Genomic DNA, 13,068 nt, shown 5'->3' on the forward strand with positions numbered 1-13,068 from the left:
CCGCTGGGATTGCGTGCCGATCGGTCCTAGACGGGTCCGATGCAGCGCCTGAACATCGCCATCGCCGGGTGCGGCCCGGCCGGTCTTGCCTCCGCATTGCTGCTCCATCGCGACGGCCACCATGTGACGCTGTTCGAGCGGTTCGACGCGCCGCGTCCGGTCGGATCGGGACTGATGATCCAGCCAACCGGCTTTGCCGTGCTGCGCGAACTGGGGCTGGACGGCGCGCTGCTCGACCATGGCGCGCGGGTCGACCGGCTGCATGGCGAGGCGGGCAGCAGCGGTCGCGTGGTGCTCGACGTGCGCTATGCGGCGCTGGGCAAGCGGGCGGCGTTCGGTGTCGGGGTGCATCGCGCGGCGCTGTTCACGCTGCTGCACCAGGCGGTCGCCGCCGAAGGCATCGCGATCGAGACCGGCTGTGCCGTGGCGGGGAGCGAAGCCGGTGCCGGCGACCGCCGCGCGCTGGTGCAGGAGGGCGGACGCCAGATCGGGCCGTTCGACCTGATCGTCGACGCGCTGGGCACGCGCACCCCGCTGGCGCCGCCGTGCGGACGGACGCTTGCCTATGGCGCGCTGTGGGGAACGCTCGACTGGCCGGAGAATGCGGGCTTCGATCCCGCCGCGCTGGAACAACGCTATCGCCGGGCGAACGTTATGGTCGGCGTGCTGCCGGTCGGGCGGTTTCCGGAGGAAGCGCGCCGGCAGGCGGCGTTGTTCTGGTCGCTGCGCGCCGACCGGCTGGAGGCATGGCGCGCGGCCGGGCTGGACGCGTGGAAGGCGGAGGTCGCCGCGCTGTGGCCCGCGACGCGCGCGCTGCTCGACCAGATCCACTCGGCCGACCAGCTGACCTTTGCCCGCTATGCCCATCGCACGCTGCGCACCCCGGCGGAGACGGGCATGATCCATATCGGCGATGCGTGGCATTCGGCCAGCCCGCAGCTGGGCCAAGGCGCGAACATGGCGCTGCTCGACGCCCATGCGCTGGCCCAGGCATTGCGACAGGCACCGGATGTCGCCACCGCGCTGTCCGACGCGATCGCGATGCGGCGGCGGCATGTCCATCTGTATCAGGCGCTGACCGCGCTGTTCACGCCGGTCTATCAATCCGACAGCCACATCCTGCCGTTCGTCCGCGACCGGATCGTCGGCCCCCTGTCGAAACTGTGGCCCGCGACCCGCATCCAGGCGGCGATGGTCAGCGGGCTGATCGGCGATCCGATGCGACCGCTGTTCGGCTGACGGGCGGCGGCGGAGGCGTGGTGAAGCGCAGCTTTACGCCGGTGGCGTAAAGATCGTCGCGCATATCCTACTTTTATGGTAGGATATGCGGATGGAAGAGGTTTCCCGTGACCGCCCGACGTCCCAGGCCGCGATCGAATGGCCGACCGTCCTGCTCGCCATCGTGATCTATGGCGGCTGGGTCGCGCTGCTGCTGGTCCATCGCCTGTTGCCGCTGCCGGTCGTCATGCTCGCCGGTGCCGTGCTGATCGCGTGGCACGGGTCGTTGCAGCATGAGACGATCCATGGCCACCCGACCCGCAGCCGGATCGTCAACACGCTGATCGGTGCGGTCCCGCTGTCGCTGTGGATACCCTATGGCGTCTATCGCGACAGCCATATCGCCCATCACCGCAGCCCGCACATCACCGAGCCGGACCATGATCCGGAGTCGCGCTATGTCGGCCGCGATGGCCGGGGTCGCGTGGCGGCGCGGTTGCAGGCGACGCTGGCCGGGCGACTGCTCCTTGGGCCTCCGCTGGGCGTCCTCGCCCTCGCGCGCGACGAAGCGCGGCGGTTCGGCACGCAGCCCGGTCATGTGATGCGCGACTGGGTGCCGCACCTGATCGCCGTCGCCGGGATCGTCGCCTGTCTGGAGGCGTCGGGCTTCGGCACGTTGCGCTACATTCTCCTCGTCGTCTGGCCGGGCACGTCGCTCACCCTGCTGCGTTCCTTTGCCGAACACCGCGCCGACCTGCCCGGTCCGGCGCGGGCGGCGACGGTGGAGCGGGGCGGATTGCTGGGGCTGCTGTACCTCAACAACCATCTGCACACCGCGCATCACGACCGGCCCGACCTTGCCTGGTATCGGTTGCCCGCCCATCACCGCCGGCATCGGGCGCGGCTGCTGGCCCAGGCCGGGCGCGCGCATCGCAGCTATGGCGAGATCGTGCGTCGCTTCGCCTTTCGGCCGCACGATCGCCTGCTCCATCCGGGGCGTGAGCGATGAGCGTCGCCTCGCTCGGCATGTATGACCATCCCGCGCAACGGGCGGCGAACGATGCACTGTGGGCCGCCGTGGCGCACGACCTGCACGCGCAGGGTATCGACGCACCGGCCCGGCTCGACCGCGACCGGCCGGTCGAGGCGATCTGGCGCGATCCCGCGCTGCTGCTGGCGCAGGCGTGCGGCTTTCCGCTGGTCGCCGATCCCGACCTCGACCTGCGGGTGATCGCGGTGCCGAGCTATGCCGTGACGGATTGCGCGCCGGGCCGGCATTGCAGCCGGATCGTGGTGCGGGCGGAGCATGGGGCCGGATCGCTTGCCGACCTGCGCGGATCGGTCGCCGCGATCAATGCGCCGCTGTCGAACACCGGGGCCAATCTGTTGCGGGCGAGCGTGGCGCCGCTGGCGAAGGGGCAGGCATTTTTCGACGGGATCATCGTCACCGGATCGCACCGCGACAGCGTGCGGGCCGTGGCGGCGGGTCGCGCCGACGTGGCCGCGATCGACGCGGTGACCTTCGCGGCGATCGAACGGTTCGAACCGGGTGCCGTCGCCGGACTGCGCAGCATCGGCACGACCCGATCCACCCCCGCCCTGCCCCTCGTCACCGCCCGCGCGACGCCGCCGGCGGTGTGCGAGGCGCTTGGTTCGGCCCTTGCCGCCGCGCTGCGCGATCCGGCGCTTTCCGCCGCGCGCGAAGCCCTGTTCCTGGCCGACATCCTGCCAGGCGATTCCGATCGCTACCATGAGGTGCGCGATATCCGGCGCGAGGCGGCCACGACCCTCTGGCCCTGCGCCTAGACCTGCATCGCATCGACGAAAGCGCGCATTGCCGGGCGAAGGATGCCGGAGGCGCGCGGACGGATGTTCGGTCGGCCGTTGAAAAGCCTTCCGCTCCCGATCTATGCCGACCGGACCGGGCGCAGCATCGCCGCGCGCAACGCCGACCCTTCGCTGTAGATTTGGGAACGATCCGATGATCATCTCCGCCACCACCGACTATCGCGAAGCCGCGCGGCGCCGCCTGCCGCCCTTCCTGTTCCACTATATCGACGGCGGGGCCTATGCCGAACATACGCTTGGCCGCAACATGTCCGACCTGTCCGACGTGGCGCTGCGCCAGCGGGTGCTGCGCGACGTCGCCGACATTGATACCGGCACGACGTTGTTCGGCCGGTCGGTCGGGATGCCGGTGGTGCTGGCGCCGGTCGGGCTGACCGGCATGTATGCCCGCCGGGGCGAGGTGCAGGCGGCGCGCGCGGCCGCGAGCAAGCAGGTCCCGTTCACCCTGTCGACCGTATCGGTATGCGCGATCGACGAGGTGCAGCGCCAGTCGCCGGCCCCGATCTGGTTCCAGCTCTATGTGCTGAAGGATCGCGGGTTCATGCGCGACGCGCTGGAGCGCGCACAGGCGGCGGGGGTGGAGACGCTGGTCTTCACGGTCGACATGCCGGTGCCGGGCGCGCGGTACCGCGACGCCCATTCGGGCATGTCCGGCCCCCATGCCGCGTGGCGGCGCATGGTGCAGGCGGTCACCCATCCGCGCTGGGCATGGGATGTCGGCATCCATGGGCGGCCGCACGACCTGGGCAATATCTCGGCCTATCGCGGCGCGGCCACCGGGCTGGCAGACTATATCGGGTGGCTCGGCGCCAATTTCGATCCGTCGATCGGCTGGCACGACCTGCAATGGATGCGCGATGTCTGGAAGGGAGCGATCGTCATCAAGGGCATCCTCGACGTCGAGGACGCGCGGGAGGCGGTGCGGTTCGGTGCGCAGGGCATCGTCGTGTCCAACCATGGCGGGCGGCAGCTCGACGGCGTGCTGTCGTCGGCCCGCGCGCTGCCGGCCATTGCCGACGCGGTGAAGGGACAGGTCACGATCCTCGCCGATTCGGGCGTGCGGTCGGGGCTGGACGTGGTGCGGATGCTGGCGCTGGGCGCCGATGCCGCGATGCTCGGGCGGGCGTTCATCTATGCGCTGGCCGCAGCGGGCGAGGCGGGGGTCGCCAATCTGCTCGACCTGTTCGAGCGGGAGATGCGGGTGGCGATGGCGCTGACCGGGGTGCGGACGATCGCGGCGATCGATTCGACGATCCTCGCGCGCTGAGGCCGGCCGGGCCGTAAATATAGCGCGCCGGGTTTCGGGCAGCGGACGATCCGATGGCACGTAAGGAGAACCGGCCGCAGTGTCCGCTCTGACGCGGCACGCCCGGGCGACGCAATGCCCGCAAGTCACCGCTTCGCCCGCGATGATATCGAGTAGAACCGTTCGTGCTGAGTAGGGACTGAGCTTGTCGAAGGACCGTATCGAAGCACCTGCCCCGGTCCTTCGATACGCCGCTTCGACAAGCTCAGCGGCTACTCAGGACGAACGGTTTTGTGGAGGTCATCAGGCTCTAGCCCCAAAGCTTCCGAAATCCGGCACCCTCGACAATCGCCGCCACAATTTTTCGCGTCCTTAATAGCCCGGTAACCCCCGCGGCAATAACGCCTGCCACGCATCGTCCACGGGCGACGCATGGGGGACTGGCGATACCGATCGCCGCGTAATTTTGGGGAACTCTGGGTGATTCTGACGAATTCGGCAGCGGGTACGCTGCGTCTGGGCATTTCAACGGCAGCCTTGCTGGCGGCGACCGCATTCCCGGCGTACGCGCAGGAGGCGGTGGCGGCACCGGTCGTCGCCACTGCCGAACAGGAGGCAACCCCGTTCGCGCCGGAAGCGGCGGCCGTACCGCAGGTGGAAAAGCCCGCGGCAACCGCCGATGCCGGCCAGCCGGCGACCATCGTCGTCACCGGTACGCTGTTCCGCGATTCGAACGCCAGCTCGATCTCACCGGTGACCGTGCTGACGTCCGAAACGTTGCAGCGCGCGAACATCACCACGGTGCAGGACGCGATCCGGTCGGTTTCCGCCGATAGCGCCGGTTCGATCTCGACCGGCTTCCGCAACGGCTTTTCGGCCGGCGGCGCGGCGGTTTCGCTGCGCGGCCTGGGCGTTTCGTCGACAGTGGTGCTGATCGACGGGCTGCGCTCGGCGAACTTCCCGCTCAACGACGATGGCCACAACGCCTATGTCGACCTGAACTCGATCCCGTTCAGCGTCGTCGAGCGTGTCGAAGTGCTGAAGGACGGCGCGTCGTCCACCTATGGCGCCGACGCGATCGGCGGCGTCGTGAACCTCATCAGCAAGAAGAATTTCCAGGGCATCGAAGGATCGGTGCAGGGCGGCACCACCGAAAAGGCCGATGGCTCGCGCTATCGCGCGACGCTGACCGCCGGCTATGGCGACTATCGCGAGCAGGGCTTCAATTTCTACCTGAACGGCGAATATACCTACGACGCGTTCATCACGAACAACTCGCGCGGCTATCCGTTCAACACGCTGGACCTGCGGCCGAGCGGCCTGAGCGACCGCAACCTGAACGACGAATCGCTGACCGCGCAGAACCCGCAGGCGGTCGTCGTCCGCGTCAGCCAGAGCGACCTGAACAACCCGCTGTCGGGCAAGATCGGCGCGCCGCTCACCAACCAGTATCAGCTGCTCGATCCCGGTTCGTGCCCGTTCGGCACCTATACGGTGAACACGACGGCGGCGCGCGGAACCGCCTGCGCCCACAACATCCCCGGCGAATATTCGATCATCCAGCCGCAGCAGCAGCGCTATTCGACCACCGGTCGCCTGAGCATCCGGCTGAGCGACAATCTGGAAGCGTTCGCCAGCGGCAGCTATTCGCATTCCGAAGTCGACATCAAGGGCGCGCCGACCGGCATCCGCCAGACCCAGCCCTTCGGCGGTTCGGCGGCGCTCGCCTCCAGCAGCCCGGGGATCGTGCTGCCGGTCTATGTCTGCGCGGCCGGTACCAACTGTGCGACGGCGGCCGACCGGCAGCTGAACCCCAACAACCCCTATGCCGCCGCCTTCGCCAACAATCCGGGGCAAGGCGCGGCGCGCATCTACTATTCGTTCGGCGACATCCCGGCCAACAGCCACCGCTATGTCGACGTGTTCCGCACCACGGCGGGCATTTCGGGCGATCTGGGCGCCGGCTTCAAATTCCGTCTGAACGGCGTCTATGCCCGTGACAATTTCAGCGTCACCCAGCGCGGTTTCCTGAACATCCAGGGGCTGCTGAACGCGATCAACACCGGCGCGTACAACTTCGTCAATCCGCAGGCGAACACAGCGGCGGTGCGCGCGCAGATCTCGCCGGATCGCACCACGCCGTCCTATTCGACGGTCGCCACGATCGGCGGTTCGCTGCTCAAGAAGCTGCTGCTGCTGCCCGGCGGCGACCTCAATGTCGGTGCCGGGTTCCAGCTCCGCCGCGAGACGCTGATGAACCGCAACCAGAACCGCGACCTCAGCTATTACGGGCTGAACACGTCGTCGGCGCGGGGCGCGCAGACGGTGACCGCCGGCTTCTTCGAAATCGACGCCCCGTTCGCGCGCGAATTCGACCTGAACGTGTCGGGCCGCTACGACAGCTATTCGCAGGGCTATAGCCGCTTCTCGCCGAAGGTCGGCATGAAGTTCATGCCGATCGACCAGCTCTCGCTGCGGGCGACCTATTCGAAGGGGTTCCGCGCGCCGACCTTTGCCGAAAACAACCCGGCCAGCAGCTATTCGGGCTTCTCGTCGTTCACGCCGCCGGCCAGCTTCGTCGCGGCGCATCCCGGCAATGCCGCCTATACCAACACCTACAATATCGGCAGCGGCGCGACCGGTAATGCCGACATCCTGCCCGAAGTCTCGCGCAGCTTCTCGGCCGGTGCCATCTTCAAGCCGGTGCGCTGGTTCAACCTGACCGTCGACTATTACAACATAAAGAAGTCGAACCTGATCGTCACCGGTCCGCGCCGCGCCGACGCAATTGCCGCTTATTATGCGCAAACCAATTCGACCGCCGGCTGTGCCGCGCTCGCAGCGGTCGGCGAAGGCTATCGCTGCAACGTCATCGATGCGCCCGATCCCGACAACCCGGGCGCCCTGCCCCGTCTGCTCGTGTTCGACGTGCCCTATGTCAACGCGAACTATCAGGTCAGCTCGGGCGTCGACATGCAGGCGAACCTGAACGTGCCCGTGTCGGACCAGCTGCGCATCATCAGCCGGCTCGACATCACGCAGGTCATCAACCTCGACCTGGTGACCCCGGACGGCGTTGTGCAGAAATATGCCGGTACGCTGGGGCCGTACCAGCTGTCGTCGGGTGGCGGCACGCCGCGCACGCGTGGCAACTGGCAGAACTCGGTCGAAGTCGGCAACTTCGCGCTGACCGCGACGACCTATTATGTCGGTCGGATCAAGCAGGTCGCCGCGGACAATATCACGCCGGTCAACGGGGTGATCGACCTGTCGTGCAGCAAGGCGCTGACCGCGCAATGCTATATCCGGCCGTTCATCTATGCCGACCTGAACGCCGCGGTGGAGGTGAACGACCAGTTCCGCTTCTTCGTGAACGTGCAGAACGTGACCAACGCCCGCGCTCCGCTGGCCTCGGGCGCCTATACCAGCAATCCGAACTATCTGAGCAGCTGGCATTATGCCGGACTGGTCGGCCGTAGCTTCAGCGCGGGTGCGAACTTCCGCTTCTGATCCGAACGACAAAAAAGAACCGCCTCGGGACGATGCGCCGCATTGTTCCGGGGCGGTTTTCCCATACTAGACAAGACAAACCGCACCAGAGTCCGGAAGATCGGAAGACGATCGTCCAACATTTCCGACAAGTAATTAACATTATTGCTGTATTGTATCGGAACCGATGCTGCCCGTTGCTCGATTAGCCGCACGGAAACCGGACCGCGACGTTTCTAGATAGGACGACCCCCGGCTTTCCTGCGAAGGCCGGTCCGAACATCTTCCAACCGCGCGGTCCGGTCGGCTTGGGTGGCGCTTCCCCGGAGGTGTTGCTTGCGCCGATGCTCGGACAGATCGGATGGACGGTATGGCAACGGGGACTGTCCCATCGGGCAAGGCGCGGGCGGCACCCGGCAGGACGCCGAACGGTACGCTCGACGCCCTCAACTTCTTCCTTGCCGATGTGCGCGACGGGTTGGGGCCGTATCTGGCGATCTATCTGCTGGTCGTGCGCGGTCCGTCGCACGGCTGGAACGAAGCGACGGTCGGGCTGGTCCTAACCATCGCCGGAATCGTCGGCCTGTTGTCGCAGACGCCGGCAGGCGGGCTGATCGACCGTGCCAGGAACAAGCAGCGCATCGTCATCGTCGCCGCGCTGCTGGTGACGGCCAGCAGCCTGTCGCTGCCGATCGTGTCGGGCTTCACGATGGTGACGATCACCCAGTCGATCGCGGCGGCGGCGGGTGCGGTGTTCGCGCCCGCGATCTCCGGGATCACGCTGGGGCTGGTCGGCCCCAAGCTCTTCGCCAAGCGCGTCGGGCGGAACGAAGCGTTCAACCATGCCGGCAATGCCGTTTCGGCCGCGCTGGCCGGCGTTCTCGCCTGGTCGTTCGGGCCGGTCGTCGTCTTCTGGCTGATGGCCGCGCTGACCGTCGCCAGCGTCGTCGTCGCCGCGCGACTGAACAACGACGACATCGACAATGCCGTCGCCCGCGGCCTCGACTGCGAACCCGATGCGGATTGCGAGGAGGCGAGCGGATGGCGGACGCTGGTCGAAAACCGCCCGCTGCTGATCTTCGCGCTGGCCGCCTTCACCTTCCACCTCGCCAATGCGGCGATGCTGACCTCGGTCAGCCAATTGCTGGGCCGTACCGTCGGGACCGACAAGGCGACATCGCTGACCGCCGCCTGCATCGTCGCCGCGCAATTGGTGATGGTGCCGGTCGCGATCGTGGTCGGGCGCAACACCGAACGCTGGGGGACCAAGCCGATGTTCCTCGTCGCGTTCGGATTTCTCGCGATCCGGGGCGCGCTACACCGTGTCGAACGATCCATGGTGGCTGGTGGGTGTACAGGCGCTCGACGGGATCGGCGCCGGCATTTTCGGCGCGCTGTTCCCGGTGATCGTCGCCGATCTGACCAAGGGGTCCGGCCGGTTCAATGTCAGCCAGGGCGTGGTGTCGAGCGTCTTCGGCCTGGGCGCAGCGCTGTCGGCGACGCTCGCCGGATCGATCATCGTGTGGGCGGGATATAGCGCCGGCTTCCTGACGCTGGCGGGCATCGCGGCCATCGGGTTCGTTCTGTACCTGTTCGCCATGCCGGAAACGCACAAATGACCCGGCCGGGTATGCGACGGAACGCGGTCGCCGCCGATCATCACGTCCATCCCATCGACGCATGGTCCGTCCACGGCATTTGGGCTACCCAGCTCCGTTCCGACAAAAATGGACGACAGTGGTGATCCTTGCGACCGGAGCGACCTGGGGCATCTGCGCAGCCGCGACGGCGGCGGTGATCGCGCGGCCGTTCCGCTGGCCGGAGGCGATCTGGGCGCTGGCGGGAGCCGCGCTGCTGCTGCTGCTGGGCCTCATCCCGGTGTCGGCGGCGCTGGGCGCGGTGGCGAAGGGCGGCGATGTCTACCTGTTCCTGATCGGCATGATGTTGCTGAGCGAGGTCGCCCGCGCCGAAGGGCTGTTCGACTGGGTGGCGGCAACGGCCGCGATCCATGCGCGCGGATCGCCCCCGCGCCTGTTCGCGCTGGTCTATGTCACCGGTATCGTGACCACCACCTTCCTGTCGAACGACGCGACCGCCGTCGTGGTGACGCCAGCGGTCTACGCCGCCGCGCGAAAGGCGAAGGCCGATCCCTTGCCCCTGCTGTTCGCCTGCGCGCTGATCGCCAATGCCGCCAGCTTCGTCCTGCCGATCTCCAATCCCGCCAACTTGGTACTGTACGGGGGCAAGATGCCGCCGCTCGGCCAATGGTTCGCGTCGTTCGCCCTCCCCTCGCTGGCGGCGATCGTGGTGACGTTCGTCGTGCTGCGCTGGCTGGAGCGTGATCGGTTGGCGGGGACGTGCGTCAGCACCGTCGAACGCACGCCGCTGACGACCGGCGGCAAGGCGGCGTTCGCCGGCATCGTCGCCACGGCGGCGGTGCTGCTGGTCGTGTCGGCGCGCGACATCGAACTGGGGCTGCCGACCGCGATCGCCGGCATCGCTACGACGCTGGTCGTCTGCGCCATTGCGCGATCGTCGCCCGTCACGCTGCTGCAGGGCGTGTCGTGGAGCGTCCTGCCGCTGGTCGCCGGGCTGTTCGTGCTGGTCGAGGCGCTGGACCTGACCGGGGTGATCGGACAGGTCGCCGCAGCTCTCCGCACGGCATCGGCCGATCCGGTGCCGGCGGCGGCGGCGTCGGGAACGATCCTGGCGTTCGCGTCGAACCTGATGAACAACCTGCCCGCCGGGCTGGTCGCCAGTACCGCCGTCGCGCAGGCGCAGCCGCCGCAACTGGTGGTCGATGCGCTGCTGATCGGGGTCGACCTGGGTCCCAATCTGTCGATCACCGGCAGTCTGGCGACGATCCTGTGGTTGCAGGCGATCCGGCGGGAGGGCGAGGATGTCGGGTTCTGGCGCTTTCTGAAGATCGGCGCCATCGCCATGCCGCTGGCGCTGGTCGCGGCGCTGGGGACCCGAATCGCGCTGGGATAGCGTGCAATCGCCATTGGGCGGGCGAGACAGCCATCAATCGACAGTCAGCCGGTTGTGCGCCATCACCGCCACCAGCCGCGGATCGCGCCGCATCAGCCCGGCGGCAGCACATAGTCGCGGCGTGTTTTCGGCGAACCATGCGCGGCCCGGCCGCCAGTCGATCATCACCGCCGCATAGCAGTCCAGCGCGGACGGCTGCTCGCCCAGCACATAGGGTCCGACGACCTGCTCCTCGAGCCACCGGTAGAGGCGCTGGCGATGGGCATTGGTGGCATCGACCAGTTCGTCCGGTGCGGAGGGCGCCCAGCGCTCCGGATAATCGCCATAGGTGAAGGTCGGATAGACGTTCGCCACGATCCAGATCAGCAGGCGCAGGAAGCGGCGATGGTCGGTGGTTCCCGCCGGAGGTGCCAGTGCCGCGTGCCGATCCGCCAGCCACAGCGCGATCGCGGCGGTTTCGGTCAGCACCTCGCCATCGTCCAGCACCAGCGTGGGAACCTGCCGCAACGGATTTACCGCCGCGAGCCTGTCTCGGGCCTCACCCGGACGATCGAAGCCTTCGACGTCGACGAACGCATAGGGCTGGCCGACCAGTGCCAGCATCGCCTCGACGATGGCCGATCCCCATTGCGGCACCCCGTACACCTTCACGTGAGTTCCTCCTGCGGCGCATCGGCCTACAGGCCGGCCTGGTCGATCCTTTGCGCGATGTCGCTGGGCAATTCGGCTTCCGACTTCGGCAGCAGGCGATGGAGCGCCGTCTGCACGCGTTTGCGCGCGACCTGATACGCCTTGTGGCGGATGACCCGCATCGCGTTGGTCCGCCACGACGGGCTTTCGCCGAGCCGCGCTTCCCATTTCGCCTCCTCCGCCTCGAGGATCGACAGCGCGAGGCGCAAGCCATCGCGTCGCCCGCGGGCATAGTCGTCGGAGATCGGGGATGTCTTCATCTCGCGCCGAAGTTGGCCCGCGCCACCGTTCGTGACAAGGCGAATCCCCGGCCCGTAGCCGCCGCGCTGCTCAATTGCCCTCGGCGTCGACCATGATCGCCACCGGCCGGCCCCGCGACAGCGGCTCCCAGCCGGCCGACAGCGCCGAGCGCACGCACCGCGTGATCGTCGCGTCGTCAAGCTGGAGCCGACCGCGCGGCAATCCCTTCAACAGCCGCTTGGGTGGTGGAAATTCGACCAGTGCCTCGCGCTTGGCGTCCTGCTGGAGCAGCGCGATCGTCATGCCCTTCCACCCTTCGTCATCCGATTGATGGGGTTCGCTGCACAGGTGCCAATCATAGGCGACGCCATCGACGGTAACCGTGCCGGCGTTCGTGTGGGATTTCGACATGGCCGGGGCTGTAGCACAGCAAATCCGTACAGGTACAAATCCGCGTGCCGGCTTTTGTCGTTGTGGGGAATGTTCTGAACGGGAGAAAAGGGGCTGCTGTCGCGTACGATGGTCGGATCGACCGACCTTGAGCCGTTGAAGCGCCTGTCTGGCACGGTGCCCGGCACCGAAATCTCGCCGATCGTGCCCTTGCAGGGCGTCGAGCGAATGCCGACCTTCTTCGGTATCGGGAGACCCAGGATGGTAGAAGCACGATGGAACGGCGTACGCATTGCCCATAGCGACGATACGGTCGTCGTCGAGGACAACCATTATTTCCCCGAGCACAGCATAGATGCCGCGCTCTTGCGACCGAGCGATACGACGACAATCTGCCCCTGGAAGGGAACGGCGCACTATTACAGCCTGCACGTCGCGGGCGCCGACAACCCTGACGCCGCCTGGTATTACCCCGATCCCAAACCCGAGGCGGAGGCCATTCGCGGGCGCATCGCCTTCTGGAAGGGTGTGGCGGTCGGCTGACCCCGACGACGAAGCCATCCTTTGGCCTGAGAAGACGATACTCTTCAGCCATATCGATATTCACGTTTTCATTTCGTCACCCCGGACTTGTTCCGGGGTCCACGGCGCGGCAACCGTTGCGGGGGGAGCCTCTATCGACCGCGATTGCGGCGCGGTGGACCCCGGAACAAGTCCGGGGTGACGATAAGCTGGGGGCGTCGATTACGAACGACACCGGGCTTAGAGCTTGATGACATAAGTTAGAACCGTTCGTCCTGAGGTGCCGCTGAGCTTGTCGAAGCGGCGTATCGAAGGACCGTGGTGGAAGTGCTTCGATACGGGCCTTCGACAAGCTCAGTCCCTACTCAGCACGAACGGTTCTACCGGATGTCATCACGTTCGAACTGAAAGTCGATCGGCCTTGGGTCGCCACG

General features: G+C 67.2%; 11 protein-coding genes and 1 pseudogene. 9 read left to right on the forward strand and 3 right to left on the reverse strand.

Going from position 1 to position 13,068, the window contains the following annotated elements:
- Window positions 1–39: 39 nt before the first annotated feature.
- From ASE83_RS13045 to ASE83_RS13075, 8 genes and pseudogenes are all read left to right on the forward strand, one after another.
- Window positions 40–1,239 (forward strand): FAD-dependent oxidoreductase, encoded by a 1,200-nt coding sequence (locus tag ASE83_RS13045; protein WP_055790762.1) that lies wholly within the window; start codon window positions 40–42, stop codon window positions 1,237–1,239.
- Window positions 1,240–1,330: 91 nt separating this feature from the next.
- Window positions 1,331–2,227 carry a fatty acid desaturase gene (locus ASE83_RS13050; protein ID WP_055790765.1) on the forward strand — a complete coding sequence of 299 codons (897 nt, stop codon included), beginning with the start codon at window positions 1,331–1,333 and terminating at the stop codon, window positions 2,225–2,227.
- Window positions 2,224–3,024 (forward strand): phosphate/phosphite/phosphonate ABC transporter substrate-binding protein, encoded by an 801-nt coding sequence (locus tag ASE83_RS13055; RefSeq protein WP_235513243.1) that lies wholly within the window; start codon window positions 2,224–2,226, stop codon window positions 3,022–3,024. The genes ASE83_RS13050 and ASE83_RS13055 overlap by 4 nt, the downstream gene beginning before the upstream one ends.
- A gap of 175 nt (window positions 3,025–3,199) precedes the next feature.
- Window positions 3,200–4,333: an FMN-dependent L-lactate dehydrogenase LldD gene (gene lldD, locus ASE83_RS13060; RefSeq protein ID WP_055790768.1), complete on the forward strand. Its 1,134-nt coding sequence runs from the start codon at window positions 3,200–3,202 to the stop codon at window positions 4,331–4,333.
- Window positions 4,334–4,792: 459 nt separating this feature from the next.
- Complete coding sequence (locus ASE83_RS13065; RefSeq protein ID WP_235513244.1) at window positions 4,793–7,822, forward strand: TonB-dependent receptor domain-containing protein; 3,030 nt, start codon at window positions 4,793–4,795, stop codon at window positions 7,820–7,822.
- Between the two features lie 349 nt (window positions 7,823–8,171).
- A pseudogene (locus ASE83_RS13070) lies at window positions 8,172–9,050 on the forward strand (MFS transporter); the annotation flags it as partial.
- Window positions 9,051–9,147: 97 nt separating this feature from the next.
- On the forward strand, window positions 9,148–9,420 hold the full coding sequence (locus tag ASE83_RS18965) for an MFS transporter (RefSeq protein ID WP_235513245.1): 273 nt from the start codon (window positions 9,148–9,150) through the stop codon (window positions 9,418–9,420).
- A gap of 121 nt (window positions 9,421–9,541) precedes the next feature.
- Window positions 9,542–10,792, forward strand: coding sequence for an arsenic transporter (locus tag ASE83_RS13075; protein ID WP_055791213.1), 1,251 nt, complete (start codon window positions 9,542–9,544; stop codon window positions 10,790–10,792).
- 33 nt (window positions 10,793–10,825) lie between these two features.
- Here ASE83_RS13075 and ASE83_RS13080 read toward each other — a convergent pair whose 3' ends face one another.
- From ASE83_RS13080 to ASE83_RS13090, 3 genes are all read right to left on the reverse strand, one after another.
- Window positions 10,826–11,443: a glutathione S-transferase family protein gene (locus tag ASE83_RS13080; RefSeq protein WP_082443338.1), complete on the reverse strand. Its 618-nt coding sequence runs from the start codon at window positions 11,441–11,443 to the stop codon at window positions 10,826–10,828.
- Between the two features lie 26 nt (window positions 11,444–11,469).
- On the reverse strand, window positions 11,470–11,742 hold the full coding sequence (locus ASE83_RS13085) for a hypothetical protein (protein WP_235513246.1): 273 nt from the start codon (window positions 11,740–11,742) through the stop codon (window positions 11,470–11,472).
- 70 nt (window positions 11,743–11,812) lie between these two features.
- The gene (locus ASE83_RS13090) at window positions 11,813–12,133 is read right to left on the reverse strand and encodes a hypothetical protein (RefSeq protein WP_055790770.1); all 321 of its coding nucleotides are present in this window, start codon (window positions 12,131–12,133) and stop codon (window positions 11,813–11,815) included.
- A 108-nt stretch (window positions 12,134–12,241) separates the two neighbouring features.
- Here ASE83_RS13090 and ASE83_RS13095 point away from each other — a divergent pair, with 108 nt between their 5' ends.
- Complete coding sequence (locus ASE83_RS13095; protein WP_443024318.1) at window positions 12,242–12,655, forward strand: DUF427 domain-containing protein; 414 nt, start codon at window positions 12,242–12,244, stop codon at window positions 12,653–12,655.
- Window positions 12,656–13,068: the final 413 nt, after the last annotated feature.

It is taken from the genome of Sphingomonas sp. Leaf32 (assembly GCF_001421765.1).
In the GTDB taxonomy this organism is placed as follows: Bacteria; Pseudomonadota; Alphaproteobacteria; order Sphingomonadales; family Sphingomonadaceae; genus Sphingomonas.